This is a genomic window from Halosimplex marinum, from assembly GCF_051414075.1.
Taxonomy (GTDB): Archaea; Halobacteriota; Halobacteria; order Halobacteriales; family Haloarculaceae; genus Halosimplex; species Halosimplex marinum.
In genome coordinates this window covers 157,264-181,102 of record NZ_JBLKNY010000003.1, presented here as the reverse complement: position 1 = coordinate 181,102, position 23,839 = coordinate 157,264, and the positions used below count along the sequence as shown (strand labels likewise).

Genomic DNA, 23,839 nt, shown 5'->3' with positions numbered 1-23,839 from the left:
TTCACCGAGCCACCGAAACGGGAGGCTCATGTGCGAGCGTCCGATAGGGTCGTCCATCCCCGACGGGAGCCTACTATGACACGCGAGGGACGACGATGACACGAGAGACGCGCGGAAGCCCGTACGCGCCGGGCGACGCCGCCGACACCGAGGCGATGCTGGACGCGGTCGGTGTCGACGACGTGGAGGAGCTGTTCGACATCCCCGAATCCGTCCGCTTCGACGGCGAGTTCGACATCGACGCGCGGAGCGAGCGCGACGCCGTCCGCCTGGTCGAGCGGACGCTGGGGCGCAACGACGACCTGACCGAGTTCATGGGCCGGGGCCACTACGACCACTACGTCCCGGCGCTGGTCGACGACCTGGCGAGCCGCCAGGAGTTTCTCACCTCCTACACGCAGTACCAGCCCGAGGTCGCCCAGGGCTTCCTCCAGGCCCTCTTCGAGTACCAGTCGATGCTGGTCGAACTGACGGGCCTGGACGTGGCGAACTGCTCGATGTACGACGCCGCGACGGCGCTGGGCGAGGCCGCGACGCTCTCCCAGCGGGTGCGGTCGGTCTCGGGCGACCGGATCCTGGTGCCCGACCAGCTTCGCGAGGGCAAACGCGAGGTGCTGGAGGCCTACGCCGACGGCCCCGACCTCGCGGTCGAGACGTACCCGACCGCGGAGGGGACCGTCGACACCGGGGGACTGGCCGACGCCCTCGACGGCGACGCGGCGATGGTCTACGCCGAGAACCCGACCGCCTGTGGCGCCATCGAACCTGAACTCGATACCGTTGGTGACCTCGCCGACGAGCACGACGCGCTGTTCGTCCTTGGGTCTGACCCGGTCGCGCTGGCGTTGCTGGAGCGGCCCGCCGACGCGGGCGCCGACGTGGTCGTCGGCGAGGCGAGCGCGCTCGGCGCCGGCACCGCCTACGGGATGGGCGCCGGGCTCTTCGCCACTCGCGAGGAGCACCTCCGGCAGGTACCCGGCCGGCTCGTGGGGGTGGGCGAGGACGCGGCCGACCGGCGGGCGTTCACCCTCACGTTGCAGACCCGCGAACAGCACATCCGGAAGGAGCGGGCGACGAGCAACATCTGCACGAACCAGGCGCTGCTGGCGTTGCGGACGGCGATCCACGCCGCGACGCTCGGGCCGGACGGCCTCGTGGCGCTCGCGGAGGACTGCGTGACCCTCGCCCGAGATCTCGCCGCTCGGCTCGACGAGGTTTCGGGGCTCCGGGCGCCCGTCAACGACCGCCACCACTTCCGGGAGTTCCAGGCTCACATCGACCAGCCCGCCGCGGCGGTGGCGAGCGACCTCGAAGACGAGGGGTTCGCCGTCCACGTCGTCGGCGAACACCGGATCCAGGTCTGCGTGACCGACGCGAACGAACCCGCAATCGATCGGTTCGTCGACGCCGTCGCGGAGGTGGCCTGAGATGAGTGAGGACGACCACGCCCCCGAGGCGGGGACGCTGTACGACCAGGCCCGCTGGACGACGGACGGCGAGTACGAGCCGCTGCTGGCCGAGAAGGGGACGACCGAGGTCGAGATCGGTGACGACGCGCCGCTACCCGACGAGTTGACGCGCGACTCGCTGGAGTTGCCGGATCTGTCCGAGCCGGAACTCGCCCGTCACTACACCCGGCTCTCGCAGATGAACTACGGGGTCGACAGCGGCCCGTTCCCGCTCGGCTCCTGTACGATGAAGTACAACCCCAAGTTCACCGAGCGGATGGCGGGCCTGCCCGACGCGGCGGTCCACCCGGACCGCTCCGAGGAGAGCGTCCAGGGGACGCTCGAACTGCAGGCGGAACTGCAGGACTACCTCGGGCGGATCGGCGGGATGGACGCGGTGACGCTCCAGCCGCCGGCCGGGGCCGCCGGGGAGTTCACCGGCATCCGGATCGCGGCCGCCTACCACGAGGCCAACGGCGAGCACAGGACGGAAGTCGTCATCCCGGACAGCGCCCACGGGACGAACTTCGCGACGGCGGCGATGGCCGGTTTCGACGTGGTCGAACTCCCCAGCGGCGACGACGGCCGCGTCGACGTCGACGCCCTGGAGGCCGCCGTCGGCGAGGACACCGCGGCGCTGATGCTCACCAACCCCAACACCCTCGGACTCTTCGAGCGCGACATCGAGGAGATCGCCGGGATCGTCCACGACGCGGGCGGGCTGCTGTACTACGACGGCGCGAACCTCAACGCCCTGCTCGGCCGGGCGCGGCCCGGCGACATGGGCTTCGACGTGATGCACTACAACGTCCACAAGACGTTCGCGACGCCCCACGGCGGCGGCGGCCCGGGCGCCGGGCCCGTCGGCGTCACCGAGGGGCTGGCCGAGTTCCTGCCGACGCCCCACGTCCGCGAACAGGCCGACGGGAGCGGCTACGAACGGTACGAGCCCGCCCGCTCCATCGGCAAGGTCCACGGCTTCGCGGGCAACTGGCTCGTCCTGGTGCGGGCGTTCGCCTACATCGCCCGGCTCGGTGACGAGGGTCTCGCGGACGCCAGCGCGCGGGCGGTGCTCAACGCCAACTACCTCGCGAGTCGGATCGACTACGAGGTGCCGTACGGGCCCTTCCACCACGAGTTCGTGGCGAGCGCGGGCGAGCAGGACGCCGCCGACGCGGCCAAGCGGATGCTCGACTACGGCGTCCACCCGCCGACGACCAAGTGGCCGGAGATCGTCGACGAGGCGCTGATGACCGAGCCGACCGAGGCCGAGACCAGGGAGTCGCTCGACGACCTCGCGGCGGCGTTCAACGCCGTCGCCGCCGAGGACGACGCGACCCTGGCGGCGGCGCCCGAGCGGACCGCGGCCCGGCGGATCGACCAGGTCCGGGCAGCCCGCGAGCCGCGCCTGTCCTGGCAGGCGCTGGACGACTGACCCGCACCGGCGCTACTTGCTCTGTCACCGAGTCGGCGCGCGGTCGGTCCGGGGCGCGCCGTTCCCGCTCGCGCCTCAGTTTCGATAATCGGGGGGAAGCGGATTTATGGAGGGATCGCTTTGATCCGGGTCACGAATGGGAGGCACGGTGCTGGCGGTCGGTCCCGCGGGCGACCGCCCGTGGGTGGACGGACTCGAAGCCGACGGGTGGGACGTGGCCCGGGCCGCGTCGACGCGGGCCGCGCTCTCGACGCTGGGATCCGAGGACGTGCGCTGTGTCGTCGTCGACGGCGACGCCGACGGGGCCGTCGACCCACTCGACGCGCTCGCCGGCGTCCGCGAGCTCGGCTACGACCAGCCGGTCCTGCTGACCACCGCGGAGCCCGACGGCGAGTTCGCGGCGGCCGCGACCCGACACGGCGTCACGGAGTACGTCCCCCGGGCGACGACCGACGGATCGCTGGTCGACCGCGTCCGGGCGAACGCCCCCGAGATGGCGCAGGCGGGTGACCGAGCGGCCCCGGCGGCTGGACGCGGATCCGACACGTTCGCCGCGGCGACCGGTCGTGCGGCCGACACGGGGGACGCGGACGAGGGTCCGGAGAATACGGGCGTGGAGACGCGGGAAGCGGGCGTCTCGGCGGCGACCCTCGGGGAAGCGGCCGCGGCGCTCGACGCGGTCGACGACGGGCTCTACGTGCTCGACCTGCAGGGGAACTTCGCCGTCGTCAACGAACCGCTGGCGGAGATGGCCGGCCGCGACGCCGACGCGCTCGTCGGCGAGCACGTCTCGACGATCACGACCGAGGCGGCCGCCGAGCGCGTCTTCCCGGCGGTCCGGCGGGTGGTCCGCGGGGAGACGACATCCGAGACCGTCGAGACGACGGTCGTCCCCGCCGAGGGCGAGCCGTTCCCCGCCGAGGACCACCTGACGGCCGTCGAGGAGGGCGGCGAGGTGGTCGGCGTCGCGGGCGTGCTCCGGGACGTGTCCGACAAGCGCGAGCGGACTCGCGAGCTCGAGCGCTACGAGTCGATCATCGAGGCGGTCGACGACGGTGTCTACGCGCTCGACGACGAGGGGCAGTTCGACGTGGTCAACGACGCGCTGGTCGAACTGACGGGCTACGACCGGGCGGAACTGCTCGGGGAGCACACTTCTATCGTCAAGGACGACGAGACCGTCCAGCGGGCGGAGAACAAGCTCCGGGACCTCGTCCACGGCAACGCCGTCGAGACGACGTTCGAGCTGGACCTGGTCCCGGAGTCGGGCGAGCCGGTCGACGCCGAGGACCACATGGTGATGCTGACCGACGAGGACGGGGAGTTCGCCGGGACCGCGGGCGTCATCCGCGACATCACCGACCGGAAGGAACGGGAACGGGAACTGCGTGCGGCCCGCGAACAGTTCGCCGAACTGCTCGACACCGCGCGGGCGCTGCTGGGCGCCCACAGTACCGAGCGGGTCGGCGAGATCGTCGTCGACGCCGTCGCGCACACGCTGGGGTTCGACATGAACGTCGTCAGGATCTACGACGCCGAGGGCGACCGGCTCCGTCCGCTCGCGGCCCCCGACAGCGACGCGGTGTCGGTCGACGACCGGCCGGACTACGCGGTCGGGGAAGGCGGGCCCGGGCGCGCCTTCGAGGCCGGCGAGATCCGCCACGCGCCCGAGGAGCTGGCCATCGCCCCGGCGGAGCTACCGGGCGAGGCCGTGGAGACGCTGTACGTCCCGCTGGGCGACCAGGGGGTCGTGAGCATCGGCGCGACCGAGCCGGGCGCGTTCGACGATCGGGCGCGCGAGTTGGCCGAGATTCTCGCCTCGAACGCGGCGGTCGCGTTCGACCGCGTCGCCTACGAGGCGGAGCTCGCCCGCTACCGGACGGTCATGGAGAACGTCCAGGACATGGTGTACGTCGCCGACGAGGCGGGCCGCTTCTCGCTGGTGACCGACCCGTTGGCGACGTGGCTCGGCGTCGACCGCGCGGACCTGGTCGGCCGACCCGTCGAGGCGGTACTCGACGACGGTAGCGACCTCGACCCGGCAACCGACATGGTGGGCGACGACGGACCCGACAGCCGCGTGCTGGAGACCGACTTCGAGCGGGCCGACGGCACGTCGCTCCCCGCGGAGGTCGAGGTGTCGTCGCTCCCGGCCGACGAGGCCGTCTCCGGGACCGTCGGAGTGGTCCGCGACCGCACGGAACTGGTCGAGACCCGGGAGCAACTGGAGACCCAGCGCGACCGGTTCACCTACCTCTTCGACAACCTCCCCGACGCGGTCGTCGAGGCGACCCACGCCGGCGGCGAGCCGGTCGTCACCGCCGTCAACGACGCGTTCACCGAGGTGTTCGGCTACGACGCCGAGGACCTCACCGGCGAGCCGCTCAACGACTTCGTCCTCCCGGACGACGAGTACGACGCCGGCCGCGACCTCGACCGGCGGGCCGCCGAGGGCGAGACCGTCCAGAGCGAGGTCCGCCGCCGGACCGCCGACGGCTACCGCGATTTCCTCTTCCGGGGGATCCCCTACGACACCGGCGACGGGTCGGTCGACAGCTTCGGTATCTACACCGACATCACCGACCAGAAGGAGCGCGAACGCCGGCTCCAGGTGCTCAACCGCGTCCTCCGGCACAACCTCCGCAACGACCTCAACGTGGTGCTGGGTTACGCGGAGATGATCGCCGCGCGCGTCGACGACGACACCGTCGACGAGTGGGCCGAGACGCTCATCGAGACGGCCTCCGACGTGGCCTCGCTCGGCGACCGCGCCCGCTCGCTCGACCGCACGATGCGCGAGGGGTCGCTGCGCGACCGCGAGATCGAAGTCGGTTCGGTCGTCGACGCCGTCGTCTCCGAGTACCGCCGGGAACACCCCGACGCCCGCATCGAGACCGACGTGGACGACGCGAGGGTCGTCGGCGACGGTCGGATCGAGCTCGCGCTGACGGAACTGGTCGAGAACAGCGTCGAGTACGGCGGCGACGGCGTCCACGTCCGCGTCGCGACCGACCGCGCTGGCGGCCGGGTCGAGCTGTGCGTCGACGACGACGGCCCCGGCATCCCCGACTACGAGCGGACCGTCGTCGACGAGTCGTCGGAGATCACCCAGCTCGAACACGGCAGCGGGCTCGGCCTCTGGATCGCCCGCTGGGTCGCCGAGTCCTGCGGCGGCCGCCTGCGCTTCGCTGAGAGCGACCTCGGCGGCACCGCCGTCGTGCTCTCGCTGACGCCCGCCGACGCGGAGGGCGGGTGATGTCGTGACCGCTCCTGCGGCGCTCTCCGCCGACGACGGGCCCGCCGGAACAGGGACCGACGGCCCGTCTACGCCGTGGCTTTGCTCGTGTCGACCGTCTCGTCGATGCGGACGAACCCGTAGTCGCAGTCCCAGCAGTGCCACTTGACCTTCTCGCCGATGTGGACCTGCATACTGGCCGCCTGGTAGAACTCTTTCTCGGCGTCGCAGTTCGGACACTCGTGGGTGATGACCTCGCTCATACGCCCGTCTTCCGGGCGACGGTAATTTAACGTCCCGATTTTCTGCCGCCCTCCCGTCCGCTCATCCGTTCGGACCCGGAGTTAAGTCGCTGGCCGCCCGAGCGGCGCGTATGACGATCTACACCGGCCGCGGCGACGAGGGGCAGACCGACCTGCGGGACATGACTCGGGTCTCGAAGGCCAGCCCGCGAATCGAGGCCTACGGCACCGTCGACGAGGTCAACGCCATGGTCGGCTCCGTCCGCCCGACCGGCCACGACGACGTGGACGAGCTACTGGCCGAGGTGCAGAACCACCTCCACGTCGCACAGGCCGACTTCGCCAACCCCGACCCCGACGAGGACGACCCCCGCGTCCGCGAGGACCACGTCGAGGCGGTCGAGGACAGCATCGACGAGTTCGACGCCGAACTCGACCCGCTGGAACATTTCGTCCTCCCCGGCGGGTCCGAAGCCGGCGGGCGGCTCCACCGGGCGCGCGCGGTCTGCCGGCGCGCCGAGCGCCGCGCGGTCGCGTTCGCCGAAAGCGAGGAGGGCGTCAACGAGACCGCCCTCGTCTACCTCAACCGCCTGTCGGACCTGCTCTTCACGCTCGCCCGCGCAGTGAACCAGCGGGAGGGCGTCCCCGAGGAACAGCCGACGTACTGAACCGTGAAGCTCCCCTGAGGCGGTCACTCGCTCCGCTCGTAGCGGATCTCGCCGTCGCGTTCGCGCGCGGTCGCGCGGCCGGCGGCTTCGAGCACGTCGAGGTGACCGACGGCCTCGCTCATCCCGGGGAACTGCTCGGTGACCGGCAGGTCCCCGAACAGCTCGGTCATGACCTCGACCGGCGTCGCGGGCTCGTCCAGGAGGCCGGCGACGCGCTCGGTGCGGTCGTCGTGCTCGGCGAGGATGTCGTCGATTCGCCCGGCGGGGTCGTCGATCCGGCCCCGGTGGCCGGGATGGAATCGGTCGTACCCCGCATCGCGCAGATCCGTGAGACAGTCGTTGTACGCCGGGAGGACGCGCGGGCGGTCGGAGTCGGCGTCGGGCGGCGGCTGGAGGAACGGGTTGGGCGTGATCTCCGCGAGGACGTTGTCCCCGACGAGCGCCTCCCGGCCCGCGGGGCCGTCGAACGCGAAGAGGACCTCCCCGACGGCGTGGCCCGTCAGATCGTCGACCAGCAGCTCGACGCCGTCGACGGTGACGCGGTCGCCCGCCGTGACCTCCCGGTCGACGGCAACGCTTGGCGCGTAGTGGACGAACGCCTCCGGCAGTTCGGTGACCGTGTCGGCCGTCGAGGGCGCCATCCCGCAGCGCTCGAAGAAGTCGCGGAAGAAGGACTGCTCGGCGTCGAGTCGGCCCGGGAAGTCCCGCAGGACCGCCGCGGCGTCGGGGTGGGCGACGACCGTCGCGCCGCGGTCGCGAAAGCGCTCGGCCAGGCCGAAGTGGTCGGGGTGGGGGTGAGTGACCAGCAACTGCTCGATGTCCCCGGGAGCGAGGTCGCGCTCGGCCAGCGCCTCCGTGAGGTGCGACCAGGCCTCCTCGCTGTCGGGTCCCGGGTCGACCAGCGTTCGGCCGGACAGGTAGGCGTTGACGGGGCCGATCCGGAACGGCGTCGGCACCGTCACCTGTTCGAACATGGCTCCTGCTACAGGACGCGAGTGTAAGGGTGTGGCGGGTGGACTCCCCCGGCCGACCCCGACGAGCGGCCGCACACGGCGATGCCCACCGTCGCGTGCAGGCCTGACAGTATGGGACAGACAGCGGCGCGGGCCGCCTCGGCCCTGCGCCGACGTACTTTAGGTTGGCCTAAAACAACATAAACGTTGCGGTGGGGGAGAAAGCATATATCTGTTGGATTCGTAGGGACAGATATGAACAGGCACTTCGAAGACACCCTGTACTACCTGAAGCGAGCGGGTCAGACGGCTCGAAGCGGCGTGCGCGAGGAGTTCGCGGCGGTGGCGGATCGGGCGCGAGAGCTGACTGGCCGGGAGCGAGAGCCCGAACCGGGGCGGATCGAGTCTGTCCGGACGGAGCTGGAGGCGGTTCCGGAACGAGCGCGGGACGAGGTCGGGACCGCCGTGGCGGAGGCGCGCGAGACAGTCGGCGAGTACCGCGACGGCGGAGCCCGATCGCAGTAACGACCGCGGAAAGCAATTCTTAAGGGCGGTGCTGGATTAGCGTCGAGTGGCCGGGTTGGTGATCTAGTCCGGTTATGATACCTCCTTCACACGGAGGAAGTCGGCGGTTCAACTCCGCCCCAACCCATTCCTACTGAAGCAAGTCCGCGAGACCCATCTGTGGCTCCGCGGAGGGGCAACTGCGGGTGGCTGGGACGCTAGTCAGAACGGGATAGTTTCGAGTCGGCTACCGCATCTCGTCGAGCGCGACGACGGTGTCGGACATCAGATAGGCCGTGTCGCTGTCCTCGCGCTCGATGCTCAGCGCGTAAAAGGAATCACGTCCGCCGTCGACGGTGACGTGGTAGGCGGCAGTCGTCAGGGGATCCAGATCCGCCGGATCCTCGGTTTCGGTGGAGGTCACACCCGTCTTCACCGACGCCCACGGATAACCGACTCGATCTCCGATTCTCGGTCCAGATAGGCATACATATCCGGAAGGTATCATAGACAAATAAAGTATGTTTTGCGGCGAACAGACAATTCGAAATCCGGGTTCCGTCGATCTATCGCGATAACGCATCCGATCTGTTCTCGGGTATCGATTGCGTAGGGATGCCTCGAAGAACGATTCAGATGCGCACAATCGTCGCTTTTACCCGATCGTGGTCCCTTGTGTCGGATTTCGATAAAACACGATTATAGATCGGGAAACAAAACAGTCACGAACTCGGACACCTATTCGCCGGAGATGGTCGCCGTCCGTGGATTGAGGCTGCCGGTCTGAGCGTAGACGCCGACGACGAGCAGGCCACCGGCGACGAGGGGGATCAGGGCGCAGGCGGCGTAGACGGGGGCGAAGCCGACCGACTCGACGACGGGGAGCGAGACCATCGGGCCGAGGCCGCCGCCGAGGTCGCCGAGGACGTTGTTGGTTGCCATCGCCCGGCCCGTGCGGTCGTTCGGGGTGAGGTCGGCCAACAGCGCCATCAGCGGGCCGTTGGCGCCGCCCTGGCCGACGCCGATGAGGACGCAGGCGCCGACGAGTCGCTCCAGCGAGGCGGCCGTCGAGAGGGCCAGGAAGCCGACGCAGGAGACGACGAGGAAGACGAGCAGCGTGGGGACGCGGGCGCCGAGGTCGTCGCTGACCTTGCCGCCGGCGAGCGTGAACACGGCCGCCGCGAGGACGGTCACGGCCATCAGCAGGCCGGACATCCCCTGCGGGCCGTAGCCCCAGACGCTGATGCCCTCCGCCTCGACGAAGAGGACGAGCGTGGCGAAGAGGGCGCCGAGGTAGGCGAAGAAGAGACCGAAGTTGACGAGTCCGACCGTCAGCGTGGGGAGGGCGGTGTCGATCTCCCAGGGCTTGACGGCGGCCCGCTCCTCGTCGACGTGGGTCTCCGGGATGGTGCGGTAGGCGACCGCGCTGGCCAGCAGGGCGAAGCCGGCGGCGACGGCGAAGGCGGCGAACACGGAGTAGGCGTCGCTGACGACCCCGCCCATGACGAGGCCGGCGGGGAACCCCAGCGTGATGCCGGCGCGGACGACGCCCATGTTCGTGCCGCGGTCGCCGCCGTCGCTCACGTCGGCGGCGATGGTGTAGGCGGTGGCGAACACCAGCGCGCTGCCGATCCCCCAGAGGACCCGGGCGAGGAGGAACCACGCCTCCGGGAGCGGGGCGCGCAGCGCGACGACGTAGCCGGCCGTCGCCAGCCCCTCGACGAACAGGCCGACGACGAAGGGGGTCCGGGTGCCGACGCGGTCGACGAGCGAGCCCGCGGGCGCGTTGGCGAGGATGCGCGTGAAGCGGTTCGCGCTGAGGATGAACCCGACGAGGAACGGCGTGATGCCGAGGACGTTCCCGAGGTTCGGCAGGATGGGGAAAACGACGCCGCCGCCGAGCCCGACGAGGAACGTGCTGACGATGACCGACGCGACGACCGTCCGGCGGCGCTCCATGACCGAACCCGGGAGCGCCGGGCGAATAAGGACTGCGAGTCCGCCCCGGCGGACGCGGAACCTGTTGCGGTCGCGAACCGTCCGCAGCGGCGTCGAACGGCCGGTTCCGGCGCAGTCTTTTTGTCCGTCCGCGCGGTGGGCCTACCCATGACACGACCCGAGGTGGGCGAACTCGCGGTTCCGGACCGGACGCTGATGGGCCCCGGCCCGAGCGACGTACACCCGCGGGTGCTCCGGGCGATGAGCACGCCGCTGGTCGGGCACCTCGACCCCTCGTTCGTCGAGATCATGGACGAGGTCCAGGAGCTACTGCGCTACGCGTTCCGGACGGACAACGAGTGGACCATCCCCGTCTCCGGGACGGGCTCGGCGTCGATGGAAGCGGCCATCGGCAACCTCGTCGAACCCGGCGACACCGTGCTCGTGCCGACGAACGGCTACTTCGGCGGCCGCATGGCGTCGATGGCCGAGCGCGCCGGCGGCGAGGTCGTCCACGTCGACGCGCCGTGGGGCGAGCCGCTCGACCCCGCCGACGTGGAAGCGGCCTTCGCCGAGTACCAGCCCGACGTGTTCGGCTTCGTCCACGCCGAGACTTCGACCGGCGTCCGCCAGCCCGACGTGCCCGAGCTGACGAGCATCGCCCACGAGCACGACGCCTACGTGATCGCCGACTGCGTCACCTCGCTGGGCGGGGTCGAGCTACGCGTCGACGAGTGGGACGTCGACGTCGCCTACTCGGGGCCCCAGAAGTGTCTCTCCTGTCCGCCGGGTGCGAGCCCGCTGACGCTGAACGACCGGGCGATGGAGAAGGTGCTCGACCGCGAGGAGCCCGCACGGTCGTGGTACCTCGACCTCTCTTTGCTGGAGGGGTACTGGAGCGACGAGCGGGCCTACCACCACACCGCGCCGATCACGAACGTCTACGCGCTCCGGGAGGCGCTGCGGCTCGTCGCCGAGGAGGGCATCGAACAGCGGTGGGCGCGCCACCGTCGTGTCGCGGCCGCGCTGAAGGAGTCGCTGTCGGCGATGGGGCTCGCGCTGAACCCCGACGAGGCCCACTGGCTCCCGAGCCTCAACGCGATGGAGGTGCCCGCGGGGGTCGACGACGGCGCGGTCTGCGAGTACCTGCTCGACCGCTACGACCTGGAGATCGCCACCGGGCTGGGCGACCTGGACGGGGAGATCTTCCGGATCGGCTGCATGGGTCACTCGGCGCGGCCGGCGAACGTGACGCTACTCGTCCCGGCGCTGGCGGAGGCCCTGGCGGCGCAGGACGCCGACATCGACCCGGACGCCGGGCTGTCGGTGCTCCGCGAGCGACTGGGCGAGGTGTGACCGGCGGGGCGTCTGGACGACGTACGATCGGGCAGGGATACGGAATCGGGGGCTGGGCGGGAAAGCACGTCGGGGACGTGGGGACGACAGGAATGGGCGTCCGGACCCGCGGGCGACGGGTCCGTCCGGGCGAAACGACCGCCCCGCGGGCGGCGGGGCGGGTCGCCACGGCGGCGGGCGACCGCCGCGGCGTGTCGGGTCGCGGGTGGGGATTTCGGGTACGCGGTCGCCCGCGCCAGGTGGAGGGCGCGCCGACCGCACTCGATACGTGGGACGGTACCACCATAACCCCTCCTGTGACTAAAACAGGGGTTTGAGTTTCGGCCTACGGTCGCGGGCGAACCGGCCGGCGGAAGCCGACACCCCGGTGCGTCGGCCTCGGACGGGGGTCACCGGCTCACTCCTCGCGCTCGGTCGCCTTCGCGGACACCGCCGGTTCGGAGGGGTCGGTGTCGTCGGCGTCGCCGAACTCGCCGGCGGCCGCCGGGTCGACGGCGACCGGGTCGTCGTCCCGCCCGGCGATCCGCCGGGCGACGACCGTCGCCAGGACCGAAACAGCGACGCTCGCCGCCGTGAGCTTCAGGAAGCGGCCCGGGCCGCTCGACCCCTCGGCCGACCCCTCGCGCTCGGCGGCCTCCGCGTCTCCGACTCGCTCCACATCCGCGACTCGCTCCGCGTCCGCGGCGGTCGGGCGGTCGCGCTCGCCGGCGTCGTCGCGGTCGTCGGCCCGGCCGGCGTCGGCGGTGAACTGGGCGTCGTCGAGGTGGACTTCGAACAGGGTGACGTTCTCGAGTACCATGGCGACACCTACGACCGCTGACGACTTAACTGCACAGTGAGGCGTGCTGACAGCGCGGTCGCGGAGTCGACGGGTCCGGGACTGACGGGCGAGCCGTCCGTTTCGACCGAGCGCCGACGCCTCCCGGGTACCAGAACCGTTAACCGCGAGATGGCCCAACGGCCTTGCGATGAACCGACGGAGTCCCCTCCGCTCCGCGACGGCTGTCCGACCTGCTGGATTCCCCGGGCGCTCCGGCGGCGGCGCGACCGGAACTCCCGCGACCGAGACGAGGCCGGGCCGACGGCCCGGTGGCGCCGGGGCGCCGGCCTGAGATGTCTGCCGCCACGTCACGCCGGTTCGGTGTCCTCCTCGCGCTCGCGGTCGTCCTCTCGACGCCGCTCGCCGTCGCGACCGTCGGGGCCCACGGCGACCACGTGCGAGCCGACTCGCAGGTGAGCGACGACGGGACGGTCCTCGTCGAGACGGTGTCGTCGATCCGCCCGGGGTTCGTCGTCCTCCGGGCCGACGCGGGCGGCCGGCCCGGCGACCCGATCGGGTCGACCTACGTCGGGCGGACGCCGGCCCAGACCTACCGGAAGACCGTCGCCGTGTCGGTCGACCCCACAGCCTGGGGCGAGTGGGGCGGCAACCGGACGGTCTGGGCGGTCCTGCACGCCGACGCCGACGGCGACGGGGAGTTCGACCCCGGCACCGACCGTTCGGTGACGGCGGCCAACCCCGCCGCGAGCACGCAGATAACGGTCCGCAAGAGCGACGCCGGTCCCGCTCGCGTGCTCGCGGCGGCGTTCGACCCCCAGGAGCTCGACGACGGCGCTCTCACGGTCCGCCGGGCCGACCTGCCCGCGGCGGGCCACCTGGTCGTCCGCCCCGCGGGGTCGAACCGGACCGTCGGCACCCGGTCCCTCGCGGCGGGGACCCACCGGAACGTCACCGTGGCGCTGAACGAGTCGTTCCTCGACGAGCGGACCCGCGACTTCCGGGTGCGGGTCGCCGCCTACCGCGACGACGGCGACGGCGTCTTCGGCCCCGACGACGCGCCGATCACCGCCGGCGACCGGGTCGTCGACACCTACCTCGCCGTCGCGCACGACGACGCCTCGACGGACCGCCCGCTCGTCGTCACGCCCGCGCCGACGACAGTCGGGTCTCCGACCGCCGCCGCGACCGGGACCGCTCCGCCAGCGACGGACTCCCCGGACCGGGCGACGACTGCCGCCGACCCGCCCGCCGCCACCGGCGCGACGACCGCGACGGACGGTTCGGGCGCCGGGTTCGGCGTCGCGGCCGCATTGCTGGCCGTCCTCGTCGGTGCGCTCGCGGTCGGCGTTCGGTCGCGACGGCGGGGGTGACCACCGTCCCCGGGAGCGCCCCCGCTGTGCCCGAGGGAGTCAGAGGTACTCGCCGTCGACGGTGACGGTCACGGCCTCGCCGTCGACGACCAGGTCGTAGTCGCCGGCCTCGACGCGGTGGCCGTCGCCCGGCGCGTAGACGCCCAACCCCTCGACGGGCACCTCGACGGTGACGGTCGCCCGCTCGCCGGCGTCCAGATCGACCCGCTCGAACGCCTGGAGGCGCCGCTCGGGCATGACGAGTGTCTTCGACTCCGTCCGGCTGTACACCTGGACCACCTCGGTGCCGCGGCGGTCGCCGACGTTCTCCACGGTCACGTCGAGTTCGACGGTGTCGCCCGGGCCGACGACTTCCTCGTCGACGGCGAGATCGCCGGTCTCGAACTCGGTGTAGCTCAGGCCGTGGCCGAACGGGTAGAGGGGTTCGTAGGAGTCGGGGTGTTCGGAATCGCCGATCGGGCGGGGCTGGTGGAGGTGGTCGTGGTGGACGTCGACCTGCGTGCCCGACCGCGGGACCGTCACCGCCAGCCGGCCGCTCGGTTCGTTCTCGCCCACCAGCGTCTCAGCGACGGCCTTCCCGCCCATCGTCCCGGGGAAGTAGGCCATCAGCACGGCCCCGGCCCGCTCGTCGAGGCGCTCGACGGCCAGCGGCCGGCCGGTGACGAGCACGCCGACGACGGGCGTACCCGTCTCCGCGACGGCCTCGACCAGTTCCTGCTGGGCCTCGGCCAGGGCGATCCGCTCGCGGGTGGGGAACTCGCCGGTCTCGGTGCGGGGGTCGCCCGCGCCGAACTCGTGGAGGTACCACCCTTCACCGAGCGCGAGCACCGCCACGTCGGCGTCGGCGGCCTGCTCGGCCGCCGCGTCCACGTCCAGCGCCTCGCTGTGGGTCGTCCCCTGCTCGTGGGTCACCTCGCCGTCGACGTGGGCGCGGACCTCCTCCAGGATCGTCGTCCCGTCGACGTGCTCCGCGCTCTCGACCGACCAGCCGCCGACCTGGCTGACCAGGTCGTCGGCGTTCGGTCCGCCGACGAACACGTCCTCGTCGCCGTCGAGCGGCAGGAGCCCGTCGTTTTTCAGGAGGGTCATCGCCTCGCGGGCGGTGTCCAGCGCGGCCGCCTGGTGGTCGTCGGCGCCGACCGTCTCGACGGCCTCCGCTTTCTCGACGTAGGGGTCCTCGAACAGCCCCATCCGGAACTTGCGTTCGAGGACCCGCTCGACGCTCGCGTCGAGGACCGACTCGGACAGGTCCCCCGACTCGACGAGGTCGACCAGCTCCTCCTGTTCGAGGTCGTTGCCCACGGAGGCCACGTCGAGCCCGGCGGTCCGGGCGTCGTAGGTCGCCTCGCGCAGGTCCGCGGCGGTCCTGTGGTCGTCGGTGAGGTGGCGGACGCCGCCCCAGTCGGAGACGACGGTACCGTCGAAGCCCAGGTCCCCGCGAAGCAGGTCGGTGAGCCACCGCTCGGAGCCGTGGACGGGTTCGCCGTTGATGGAGTTGTAACAGGGCATCACCGACTCGACGCCCGCCTCCAGGGCGGCCTCGAACGGCGGGACGAACGTGTTGCGGAGCTTGTACTCCGAGACGTCGACCGGCGCGGCGTCCTCGCCGCGCTCGGGTTCGCTGTAGGCCGGGAAGTGCTTCGCCGTCGCGACGACGGTGTCGTCGGCCTCGATCCCCTCGCCCTGGTAACCCCGCACCTTCGCGGCGGCCAGCTCGGCGACCAGCCGCGGGCTCTCGCCGAACGTCTCGAACACGCGGCCCCAGCGGGGGTCCCGGCCCACGTCGCAGGTCGGCCCGTAGTTCTGGTGGGCGCCGGTGGCCGCCACCTCCGTCGCGGTGACCCGGGCCCCGGCCTCGACCAGGTCGGGGTCCCACGTCGCCGCCGCCCCCAGCCCGTTGGGGAACACCGCCGAGCCGGCGACGTAGGCGTGGCCGTGGACCGCGTCGACGTTGAAGAAGAGGGGGATCCCGAGCCGCGTCTCCTCGGTGGCGACCCGCTGGAGCTCGTTGACGATGTCGACGATCTCGCCGACCTCGGTCCCCGCCGACCCGCCCCAGCCGAACGGCGCCGCGCAGCCGACGTGGTGCTCGCGGACGAGCGCTTTGACCTCGGCCACGTCGACCTCGCGGTGCATCTCGCCGGCCCACGTTCCGACTAGCTGACCGGCCTTCTCCTCGACAGTCATCCGATCGAGCAGATCCGAGACCCGCCGGGATACCGGGAGATCCGGGCGTTGATACTCGGGATCCGCCTCGCTCGATGGCATGTTCGGATGGATTTCCGACGCCCACATAAACATTGCGAGGCGAATGTCGGGACCGCTCGTCCGGGTGAGCAGAACGGTCGTCCGTGGTATCGATATCCACACGTATTTGTCGCTCGACGGGCTGGAGTTCGGTATGACCGACGAGGAGTCCGCGCCGCTGGAGGGGGTCGACATCGGATCGGGATCGCTGGACGACGACGAGCGCGAGCGGGTCCGCGAGGCGCTCACATCCGAGACGAACATCAGGCGAAACGAGGCCGTACAGACGCTGTCGCGACTCTCCAAGGAGGACCCCGACGAGATCCGCCCGTTCGTCGACGACCTCCTGGCGCTGCTGGACGACGAGCGGACCACGATCGCACAGCAGGCGGGGACGGCGCTGCTGGCCGTCGCCCGGGAACGTCCCGAGGCGCTGGCCGACGACGTGTCGTCGGTGTTCGCACTGGTCGAGCACGACGCCAACTCGCTGGAACTGCTGGGGACGCAGATCCTCGTCCAGGTCGTGCTGGAGCGTCCGGAGGCGGTGGCGTCACACCTCGACCGCATCGCGGCGGTCCTCAAGGGCCGGTCGCCCGCCTACGAGCGCGGCGAGGGCATCGACATGGTCGACGACGAGGAGGCCCGGCAGACGATGCTCGAACACGACAAGCAGGAGCACCAGCTACTGATCCAGTCGCAGGGGCGACTGGCGAACGTGATAACCGCCGCTGCCGAGGGCGCCCCCGAGGCGGCCGCCGAGCACGTCGACGCGGTCATCGGGCTGTTCGACACGCCCGACGTGACGGTCGTCGGCGCGGCCGTCGACGCGGTCGGCGAGATCGCCCGGGCCGACCCCGAGGCCGCCGCCGGTGCCGGCGCCTACGACGCGCTGGTCGCCTGTCTCAACCACGACCGCGAGATCGTGCGGGCCCGAGCGGTCCGCGCCCTGGGCCACCTCGGGGACGACCGCGCGGTCGGCCCGCTCGAAGACCTCGCCCGCGTCGAAGACGACGAGGACCTCGCCGACCTCGCCGCCGAGACCGCCGCGTTCCTCGACGAACAGTAACCCCGGGGTTGCCGGCCTCCGCGACCGGACCCGCTACCAGTCGAACCTTCTAGTCGTCCATCGCGCGCTTCGTGCAGTAGTAGTACGTCACGAGGAAGAAGGCGGTCGACCCGACGATCAGCACCGCGTCGAACACGAGTATCGGGAACGACTCGTCCCCCGGCGAGACGAACACGAACGAGAACGCGAGCAGGACGCTCATGGAGATCATGACCGCCAGCGCTACCGGGATCTGCTCGCGCTGACCACAGACGAGCTCGACCGCGGTTGTTCGGCGGGACACGTTCGGGCGTGTCGGTCCGCGGTATTCAAGCTCCCGGTTGTGCGTGCCGCCGGGGGGACACCGAACGACGGCGGGGCGGAACCCGGCCCGGATCGCGGGGGGCCGTCAGTCCCAGGCGCCCTCGGCCCCGAACTCGTCCGAGGTGGTGTCGGTGTCGAACTCCTCGTCGGGACCGACCCGCTCGGCCCCCTCCAGCGGTTCGCTGTCCCAGTACTCGTGGTCGGGGTCCTCGCGGAAGCAGGCCGCGCCGCTGCCGTCGCCCTCCACGTCGTACAGCGGCGGTTTCTCCTGCGTGCAGGCCTCCCTGGCGACGGGACAGCGGGTGTGGAACCGGCAGCCGCTCGGCGGGTCGACCGGGTCCGGCACGTCGATAGAGCGCATCGGCGGCTCGCCCGCCTCCACCGCGTCGAGCTGGAGCGAGGGGGTCGCCCACCGCAGCACCTTCGTGTAGGGGTGGCGCGGGTCCTGGATCAGCCGCTCGGCGCTACCGATCTCGACGATCTCGCCGAGGTACATCACCGCGATTCGGCCGTCGCCGTGCTCGGTGAAGTAGCGGGCGTTCGAGAGGTCGTGGCTGATGAACAGGAACGAGGTGTCGAACACGTCCTGCAGTTCGAGCATCAGATCCATCAGCTCGACGCGCAGGCTCACGTCGACGGCGCTGATGGCCTCGTCGGCGAGGATCGCGTCGGGATTCATCAGCAACGCCCGGGTGAGCGCCACCCGCTGTTTCTCCCCGCCGGACAGCTGGTGGGGGTAGCGGTCGGCGAAGTCACCCGGCGGGTTCATGCCGACGCGATCGAGCAGCGAGTAGATCCGGTCGCGCCGTTCGTTGGGACTGATGTTCGGGTGGGTGTGGTGCAGCGGTTCCGAGAGGATGTCGATGATCCGACGGTTCGGGTTGAGCGAACTCCCCGGGTCCTGGTGGATGATCTGCAGCGCCTGGCGGATCTCGTCGTAATCGATGTCGCCGTCGCCGTCCTTGGCCTCCCAGATGTCCTGGCCGCGGTAGTTGACGCTGCCGCCGGTCGGCCGCTGCAGGCCGATAGCGGTCTTGCCCAGCGTCGTCTTCCCGCAGCCGGACTCGCCCAGCAGCGCGACCACGTCGTTCTCGTAGATGTCCAGGTCGACGCCGTCGACCGCCTTGACGACCTCCGAGTCGTCGCCGAAGAAGTTGAACAGCCCCTGTTCCTCCTCGAAGTGGACCTCGACGTCCTCGAGCGACAGGACCGGCTGTTCGCCGGTCCGCGCGGCCACGTCCCGGTCGGTGCTCGCCTCGAACTCGGGGTCGGCCTCGCTCTCGCCGTAGTTGAGGGTGATCTCCTCCTGGGCCTGCTCCCAGTGGTGACAGGCCGTGCGGTGGTCCTCTCCGATGTCTTCGAGGGGCGGGTCGTCACTGACGCACTCCTCGGTCGCGAGCGGACACCGCGGGTGGAAGCTACACCCCTCGGGGACGTTGACCGGCGCGGGACCCTCGCCCTCGATGGGCTGCATCTCCGACAGCGGCGCGTCGAGGTTCGGCGTGGCGTTCAACAGCGCCCTCGTGTAGGGGTGTCCCGCGTCCGCGATGATCCGGTCGCGGGGCCCCACCTCGACGAACTGGAACGCGTAGATGATGCTCATCCGGTCGGCCAGCGCCGTGATCAGCGGCAGGTCGTGGGTGATGAAGGCGAGCGTCAGGTCGTAGCTCTCCTGGAGGTCGTTGAGCAGCATCAGGATCGACCGCTGCATGAGCAGGTCGAGCGCGGCCGTCGGCTCGTCCATCACGAGCACCTCCGGTTCGAGCACCAGCGACAGCGCGATCAGCGCGCGCTGTTGCATCCCGCCGGACAGCTCGTGCGGATAGGAATCGAGCACGCGCTCCGGTTCGAGGTACAGGTCCTCCAGTAGCTCGCGCGCGAAGGCCATCCCGTCGTCGACGTTCGCGTCGTGGGCCTTCAGCGTCTCCTTGAAGTGGGTCCCGACCTTCATCGTCGGGTTGAACGAGGACATCGCCCCCTGGAAGACCATCGAGATCTCCTCCCAGCGGAACTGCCGCAGTTCCTCGTCGCTCTGTTCGAGCACGTCGACCGTGCCGCCGTCCTCGGGGTGGTAGAGGATCTCGCCGGTGAGCACGCCGGGGTCGGGGATCGAGTCCAGCAGCGCCGATGCGAACATCGACTTGCCCGAGCCGGACTCGCCGACGATCCCCAGCACCTCGTCGCGTTCGATGTCGAGGCTCACGTCGTCAAGGACGTACGTGTCGCCGCCGTCGAAGGTCACCTTCGCGTTGGAGACCTCGACGATCGGGTCCTCGACCGTGGACTGTACCGCCGCGTTCGAGCCGGATCGTTGATCGGTTGCCATCTAGAGCGTCCCTCCCGTTATCGTCCCGTCGTCCTCCGCGGTCGATTCGGACTCGCCGGCCATCCGGGTGCGGACCCGCGGGTTGAACACCCGGTCGAGGCCCTGTCCCAGGAGGATCAGCGCCAGCGCCAGGCCGACGATGAATACCATCGGCGCGATCAGCCAGTGGGCCGCCTCGGGCACGAACAGCGCGCCGTTGGACTGTGCCCGCGCCAGCGTCACGCCCCAGGTCGGCTGGCTGTAGGGCAGCACGCCGAGGAAGTACAGCCCGACCGACGCGAAGATGGTGTAGCGGGCGGCGAACACGAAGTTCACCGTCACGTACGGCATCAGGTTCGGGATCACGTCCTTGCGGAGGATCCGGAGCGTGCCGGTCCCCATCGTCCGGGAGGCTTCGACGTAGCTGTCCTCGCGGATGGTCAGCACCTGCGAGCGCAGCGACCGGCCCAGCCCGGCCCAGTAGTTGATCGTCAGGACGACGCCGACCAGGACCGGGTTCTCCGGGCTGAACGTGATCGCGAGGATGATCACCAGCGGGAGCCCCGGGATGGCCATGAAGAAGTCCGAGATGGACATCAACACGGTGTCGACCCGGCCGCCCTTGTATCCCGCGAGGGTGCCGACGAGGACGGCGAGGCCGGTCGCCCAGACGCCGCCGGCCAGCACCATTATCAGGATGTCCGGCGTCGCGTGGACGAGCTCCGCGGTCAGGTCGACGCCCGCGGAGGTCGTCCCCAGCGGGTACGACCAGTTCTCGAACATCCCGAGCAGCCGCGGCGCCTGACTCGATGTCGGTTCGCGCCACAGGCCGAGGACCGCGACCCCCGCGATCGCCAGGTAGACGCTGAGCAACAGGAGTCCCACGCGGGTCCGCATATCGGCCCACGCGACGACCGCGGGCTCGTAGATGCTCCGCTCGTAGAACTCGCGGAGCCGGTCCCCCCGCGTCATGTCCGCGCCGCTGCTCTCGCTCTGCCAGTCGAGCCCCTCCGTGGGGGCGTCGGATTCAGTATGCTTCACTGGAATCACCTGCGCTGATCCGCGGGTCGATCTTGCTGTAGGTCAGGTCGGCGACGTACACGCCGACGACCAGCGCCACCGTGATGACGAGGAACGTCCCCATCATCAGCGGGTAGTCGTTGGAGTTGACCGCGTCGAGCAAGTACAGGCCCAGTCCCGGGTAGTTGAAGATCTGCTCGAGGATCACGGTGCCGCCAAGCCGGAAGCCCAGCAACAGCAGGAACCCGGTGTACATCGGGAGGATGGCGTTGCGGGCGACGTAGCGGGTCGCGATCCGACCGTCGGAGAGGCCACGCAGCCTGGCGACCTCCACGAAGTCCTCGCCCAGCACCTGGATGCTGTTGCCGCGCATCGCGAGCGCCTGTCCGCCGACCCCCACGATCGTGTACGACAGTATCGGCAGGGTGCCGTATCGGAGGACGCTGATCGCGTAGCCCAGGCTCCAGTGGTTCTCGATGTTGGGGTTGGCCGTCCCCGACGCGGGCAATAGCCCCCAGCGGTACGACACGAACAGCAGCAGCAGGATCGCTGCCACGTAGAAGGGGATCGACATTCCCATGATCGACAGCGAGGAGGCGATGGTGTCGAACTTCGACCCCTCCCAGTAGGCCTGGATCGCGCCCAGGAGGATCCCGAAGATGAACATCAGTATCGTCGAGACGACGACGACGAATATCGTCCACGGCGCCGCATCGGCGATGATCGCCGCGACGGGCTCGCTGTATTTGATCGACGTACCCAGGTCGAGCTGGATCGCCGATATCATGTAGTCGATGTACTGTTGCCACAGCGGCGCGTCCGGCCGGACGTTCTGCAGGTTCGCGATCTGCTCGTTGACCTGCTCGGGCGGAATGCCCTGCCGGAGCAACTGCGTCCGCAGCTGCGTGAACGGTCCTCCCGGAAGCAGGCGGATCAGCCCGAAGGTGAGCGACATGACCCCGAAGATCGTGATGAACACCCGCGCTGTCCGCCGCACGTAGTAGTTAACCATGCGTCTTATTGTCGGTATTGACAGCCAGCACTCTAAGGTCTAACGACTCGCGTCGTGAGAAGCGGTTCGGTGCGAGACCGGGCGATGCTTTCTCCATCAGCTGGTGGGCGTGGAGTCCGTTACTCCTGGGCGGTCAGCTTGCCCTGGCGCGGCCACCAGAACGGGGGCCACTTGATACCGCGAGCGGGGTCGCCCTCCTCGATGGAGACGTTCCACTCGTCGGTGGTGACCCACGACTGCTCGAACTTCGAGACCAGCGAGAGCATCGGCAGGTCGTAGTTGTTGTGCCAGGCGGCCTCCTGGACGATCGGCCGCGCCTCCTCGGTCGTCGGTTTGGTCGCGATCTCCTCGACCTTCTCCAGCGGGTTGAACGTCATCTCGCCGTCGCCGCTCATCGCCGGGATGGTCTGTTCGGACTCGGTGTCGTAGTTGTGCCCCCCGTTGAACGCCGACAGCGCGAGCTGGTGGCGCAGCGGGAAGTACGGGAACGACGACCGGGCCTGGCCGGGCAGCCAGTACAGCGTCCCGACCTTGAAGTTACTGTCGATGAACGCGCCCTGCCAGTCGGAGGTGGGACGCGACGCGACCGAGAGGTCGAAGCCGAACTCGTTGAGGCGGTCGACGATGGTCTCGGTCATCGTCGTGAAGTCGGTCCACCCGCCGGGCGTCAGGTAGTCGGCCTGGACGGGTTCGCCGTCGGGGCTCGTCCACGTGCCGTTCTGCTTCGAGTAGCCGGCCTCTTCGAGGATCTGGGTGGCCTCCTCGGTGTTCGTGGAGCCGACGCCGTAGTCCTCGAAGTTGCTCTTGGTGTCGCCGAGCCAGGTGTCGATGTCCTTGGGGGCGATCCCGCAGGGGACCGACGCCGGGAACTTCGTGCGGGGACCCGCGTTGGCGACGAGTTCCTCGCGGTTGACGATGTGGGCGATCGCCTGGCGGACCGCGCGGTCGCCGAAGATGGGGTCGTCGTGGTTGAAGATCATCCCGTAGCCCCACTTGGCCGGGATGGTCTGGATCTCCATGACGTAGTCCTGGAAGGCGTTGACCGTCTCCGGCGCGGCGAACATGCTCCAGATGCTGTCGAAGCGCTTGCCGCCCGTGGTGAAGTCCTGCTGGGGTACCGAGGCCTCCTGATAGGAGTCGAACCGGTAGGTCGAGAAGTTGACGTTGTCGATGCTGTGGAACTCCTCGTTGCGCTCGAAGTTCCACTGCTGCTGGTTCTTGTCGACGTACGCCCACGCGCCGCTCGTGATGACCTCGGTGTCGCTCTCCTCCCAGTTCCACTGCTGGATCTCGGCGGCGTCGGCGTCGACGAACTGCTCGTAGGCAGCCGCCGGCGTGTCGATCCACATGTTCCCCAGCTGGTGTTTGACCATCAGCGGGTTGGTCGGGCCCGTGAGGTTCAGCTGGAAGGTGTAGTCGTCGACGACTTCGGTGCTCTCGACGTAGCCCCAGATGGCGCTGCCGATCTTCTCGAGGATCTGGAACTGCACGTCGATGTCCTCGGTGGTCACGTCGCTCCCGTCGGACCACTTGAGGTCCTCGCGGAACGTCAGCGTGACCGTCTCGCCCTCGAACTCCCAGTCGTCCAGCGCCGCGAGCTGGAACTCCTGGGTCTCGAAGGAGTACGCAGCGTAGCGGTCGAACGCCAGCCGGTTTGCCGGCTCCGAGGAGATCTGCGTGTTGTGTGAATTGAGCGTTCGGTTCGTCGGGTCGGCCTGGAGACCGCTCGCGTGGACCTGGTCGACGACGTTCGTGCTGCCGCCGTCGCCGCCGTCTCCACCGTCGCCGCCGTCTCCACCGTCGCCGCCGTCTCCACCGTCGGATCCGTCGTCGGTCGGTGTTCCGCCCCCGCCACCACACCCTGCGAGTGCAGCGGCACCGGACGCTCCCGCGAGTGTCAGGAACTTCCGGCGGTCTACGACATCGCTGTACTCGTTGGTACTGTCAGACATGCCT

General features: G+C 70.1%; 19 protein-coding genes and 1 tRNA gene. 9 read left to right on the top strand and 11 right to left on the bottom strand.

The genetic code is table 11. From position 1 onward, the window contains the following. Nucleotides 1-95: 95 nt before the first annotated feature. The 3 genes from gcvPA to ACMGFI_RS01840 all read left to right on the top strand — a co-directional run bounded on the left by gcvPA (nt 96) and on the right by ACMGFI_RS01840 (nt 6,139). On the top strand, nt 96-1,427 hold the full coding sequence (gcvPA, locus tag ACMGFI_RS01850) for an aminomethyl-transferring glycine dehydrogenase subunit GcvPA (protein ID WP_436906937.1): 1,332 nt from the start codon (nt 96-98) through the stop codon (nt 1,425-1,427). A gap of 1 nt (nt 1,428) precedes the next feature. Beyond that, nucleotides 1,429-2,883, top strand: a complete 1,455-nt coding sequence (gcvPB, locus tag ACMGFI_RS01845; RefSeq protein ID WP_436906935.1) for an aminomethyl-transferring glycine dehydrogenase subunit GcvPB — start codon at nt 1,429-1,431, stop codon at nt 2,881-2,883. A gap of 136 nt (nt 2,884-3,019) precedes the next feature. Next, nucleotides 3,020-6,139: a PAS domain S-box protein gene (locus tag ACMGFI_RS01840; RefSeq protein ID WP_436906934.1), complete on the top strand. Its 3,120-nt coding sequence runs from the start codon at nt 3,020-3,022 to the stop codon at nt 6,137-6,139. 68 nt (nt 6,140-6,207) lie between these two features. Here ACMGFI_RS01840 and ACMGFI_RS01835 read toward each other — a convergent pair whose 3' ends face one another. Further along, entirely contained in the window at nt 6,208-6,381 is a 174-nt protein-coding gene (locus ACMGFI_RS01835) for a DUF7838 family putative zinc beta-ribbon protein (RefSeq protein ID WP_436906933.1), read from the bottom strand. Nucleotides 6,382-6,491: 110 nt separating this feature from the next. Between ACMGFI_RS01835 and ACMGFI_RS01830 the strand changes: the two genes are divergently transcribed. Then, complete coding sequence (locus tag ACMGFI_RS01830) at nt 6,492-7,028, top strand: cob(I)yrinic acid a,c-diamide adenosyltransferase (RefSeq protein WP_436906932.1); 537 nt, start codon at nt 6,492-6,494, stop codon at nt 7,026-7,028. Between the two features lie 23 nt (nt 7,029-7,051). Here ACMGFI_RS01830 and ACMGFI_RS01825 read toward each other — a convergent pair whose 3' ends face one another. Continuing rightward, nucleotides 7,052-8,002 carry an MBL fold metallo-hydrolase gene (locus tag ACMGFI_RS01825; RefSeq protein WP_436906931.1) on the bottom strand — a complete coding sequence of 317 codons (951 nt, stop codon included), beginning with the start codon at nt 8,000-8,002 and terminating at the stop codon, nt 7,052-7,054. Nucleotides 8,003-8,236: 234 nt separating this feature from the next. Here ACMGFI_RS01825 and ACMGFI_RS01820 point away from each other — a divergent pair, with 234 nt between their 5' ends. Together ACMGFI_RS01820 and ACMGFI_RS01815 are read left to right on the top strand one after the other, a co-directional pair. Next, entirely contained in the window at nt 8,237-8,506 is a 270-nt protein-coding gene (locus ACMGFI_RS01820; protein ID WP_436906930.1) for a DUF7553 family protein, read from the top strand. Nucleotides 8,507-8,558: 52 nt separating this feature from the next. After that, a tRNA-Val gene (locus tag ACMGFI_RS01815) sits at nt 8,559-8,633 on the top strand. A gap of 99 nt (nt 8,634-8,732) precedes the next feature. Here ACMGFI_RS01815 and ACMGFI_RS01810 read toward each other — a convergent pair. Together ACMGFI_RS01810 and ACMGFI_RS01805 are read right to left on the bottom strand one after the other, a co-directional pair. Continuing rightward, entirely contained in the window at nt 8,733-8,909 is a 177-nt protein-coding gene (locus tag ACMGFI_RS01810; protein ID WP_436906929.1) for a hypothetical protein, read from the bottom strand. Nucleotides 8,910-9,223: 314 nt separating this feature from the next. Continuing rightward, nucleotides 9,224-10,444, bottom strand: coding sequence for an MFS transporter (locus ACMGFI_RS01805; RefSeq protein ID WP_436906927.1), 1,221 nt, complete (start codon nt 10,442-10,444; stop codon nt 9,224-9,226). Nucleotides 10,445-10,639: 195 nt separating this feature from the next. Between ACMGFI_RS01805 and ACMGFI_RS01800 the strand changes: the two genes are divergently transcribed. After that, nucleotides 10,640-11,779 carry a pyridoxal-phosphate-dependent aminotransferase family protein gene (locus ACMGFI_RS01800; protein WP_436908828.1) on the top strand — a complete coding sequence of 380 codons (1,140 nt, stop codon included), beginning with the start codon at nt 10,640-10,642 and terminating at the stop codon, nt 11,777-11,779. 397 nt (nt 11,780-12,176) lie between these two features. Here the strand turns inward: ACMGFI_RS01800 and ACMGFI_RS01795 are convergent, their stop codons facing one another. Beyond that, the gene (locus ACMGFI_RS01795; RefSeq protein WP_436906925.1) at nt 12,177-12,578 is read right to left on the bottom strand and encodes a hypothetical protein; all 402 of its coding nucleotides are present in this window, start codon (nt 12,576-12,578) and stop codon (nt 12,177-12,179) included. Between the two features lie 314 nt (nt 12,579-12,892). Between ACMGFI_RS01795 and ACMGFI_RS01790 the strand changes: the two genes are divergently transcribed. Further along, a complete protein-coding gene (locus ACMGFI_RS01790) occupies nt 12,893-13,930 on the top strand; it encodes a DUF7282 domain-containing protein (RefSeq protein ID WP_436906923.1) in 1,038 nt (345 codons plus the stop codon). A 39-nt stretch (nt 13,931-13,969) separates the two neighbouring features. On the opposite strand, the gene ACMGFI_RS01785 is transcribed toward ACMGFI_RS01790, so the two are convergent. Continuing rightward, the gene (locus ACMGFI_RS01785; protein WP_436906921.1) at nt 13,970-16,198 is read right to left on the bottom strand and encodes a glycoside hydrolase family 3 N-terminal domain-containing protein; all 2,229 of its coding nucleotides are present in this window, start codon (nt 16,196-16,198) and stop codon (nt 13,970-13,972) included. Between the two features lie 133 nt (nt 16,199-16,331). Between ACMGFI_RS01785 and ACMGFI_RS01780 the strand changes: the two genes are divergently transcribed. Continuing rightward, nucleotides 16,332-17,243, top strand: coding sequence for a HEAT repeat domain-containing protein (locus ACMGFI_RS01780; protein WP_436906919.1), 912 nt, complete (start codon nt 16,332-16,334; stop codon nt 17,241-17,243). Between the two features lie 49 nt (nt 17,244-17,292). Here the strand turns inward: ACMGFI_RS01780 and ACMGFI_RS01775 are convergent, their stop codons facing one another. The 5 genes from ACMGFI_RS01775 to ACMGFI_RS01755 all read right to left on the bottom strand — a co-directional run bounded on the left by ACMGFI_RS01775 (nt 17,293) and on the right by ACMGFI_RS01755 (nt 23,835). Further along, entirely contained in the window at nt 17,293-17,526 is a 234-nt protein-coding gene (locus ACMGFI_RS01775) for a hypothetical protein (RefSeq protein WP_436906917.1), read from the bottom strand. 105 nt (nt 17,527-17,631) lie between these two features. Next, nucleotides 17,632-19,872: an ABC transporter ATP-binding protein gene (locus ACMGFI_RS01770; protein ID WP_436906915.1), complete on the bottom strand. Its 2,241-nt coding sequence runs from the start codon at nt 19,870-19,872 to the stop codon at nt 17,632-17,634. Then, complete coding sequence (locus ACMGFI_RS01765) at nt 19,873-20,901, bottom strand: ABC transporter permease (RefSeq protein WP_436906913.1); 1,029 nt, start codon at nt 20,899-20,901, stop codon at nt 19,873-19,875. Next, nucleotides 20,879-21,883 carry an ABC transporter permease gene (locus ACMGFI_RS01760; protein WP_436906911.1) on the bottom strand — a complete coding sequence of 335 codons (1,005 nt, stop codon included), beginning with the start codon at nt 21,881-21,883 and terminating at the stop codon, nt 20,879-20,881. The genes ACMGFI_RS01765 and ACMGFI_RS01760 overlap by 23 nt, the downstream gene beginning before the upstream one ends. A gap of 119 nt (nt 21,884-22,002) precedes the next feature. Continuing rightward, on the bottom strand, nt 22,003-23,835 hold the full coding sequence (locus ACMGFI_RS01755) for an ABC transporter substrate-binding protein (protein WP_436906909.1): 1,833 nt from the start codon (nt 23,833-23,835) through the stop codon (nt 22,003-22,005). Nucleotides 23,836-23,839 lie beyond the last annotated feature (4 nt).

Coding starts and splice junctions, on each gene's coding strand:
- ACMGFI_RS01825 (WP_436906931.1), bottom strand. CDS start 8,002: ATGTTCGAACAGGTGACGGTGCCGACGCCGTTCCGGATCGGCCCCGTC.
- ACMGFI_RS01805 (WP_436906927.1), bottom strand. CDS start 10,444: ATGGAGCGCCGCCGGACGGTCGTCGCGTCGGTCATCGTCAGCACGTTC.
- ACMGFI_RS01830 (WP_436906932.1), top strand. CDS start 6,492: ATGACGATCTACACCGGCCGCGGCGACGAGGGGCAGACCGACCTGCGG.
- gcvPB (WP_436906935.1), top strand. CDS start 1,429: ATGAGTGAGGACGACCACGCCCCCGAGGCGGGGACGCTGTACGACCAG.
- gcvPA (WP_436906937.1), top strand. CDS start 96: ATGACACGAGAGACGCGCGGAAGCCCGTACGCGCCGGGCGACGCCGCC.
- ACMGFI_RS01840 (WP_436906934.1), top strand. CDS start 3,020: ATGGGAGGCACGGTGCTGGCGGTCGGTCCCGCGGGCGACCGCCCGTGG.
- ACMGFI_RS01800 (WP_436908828.1), top strand. CDS start 10,640: ATGGGCCCCGGCCCGAGCGACGTACACCCGCGGGTGCTCCGGGCGATG.
- ACMGFI_RS01780 (WP_436906919.1), top strand. CDS start 16,332: ATGACCGACGAGGAGTCCGCGCCGCTGGAGGGGGTCGACATCGGATCG.
- ACMGFI_RS01795 (WP_436906925.1), bottom strand. CDS start 12,578: ATGGTACTCGAGAACGTCACCCTGTTCGAAGTCCACCTCGACGACGCC.
- ACMGFI_RS01820 (WP_436906930.1), top strand. CDS start 8,237: ATGAACAGGCACTTCGAAGACACCCTGTACTACCTGAAGCGAGCGGGT.
- ACMGFI_RS01760 (WP_436906911.1), bottom strand. CDS start 21,883: ATGGTTAACTACTACGTGCGGCGGACAGCGCGGGTGTTCATCACGATC.
- ACMGFI_RS01790 (WP_436906923.1), top strand. CDS start 12,893: ATGTCTGCCGCCACGTCACGCCGGTTCGGTGTCCTCCTCGCGCTCGCG.
- ACMGFI_RS01755 (WP_436906909.1), bottom strand. CDS start 23,835: ATGTCTGACAGTACCAACGAGTACAGCGATGTCGTAGACCGCCGGAAG.
- ACMGFI_RS01770 (WP_436906915.1), bottom strand. CDS start 19,872: ATGGCAACCGATCAACGATCCGGCTCGAACGCGGCGGTACAGTCCACG.
- ACMGFI_RS01785 (WP_436906921.1), bottom strand. CDS start 16,198: ATGCCATCGAGCGAGGCGGATCCCGAGTATCAACGCCCGGATCTCCCG.
- ACMGFI_RS01835 (WP_436906933.1), bottom strand. CDS start 6,381: ATGAGCGAGGTCATCACCCACGAGTGTCCGAACTGCGACGCCGAGAAA.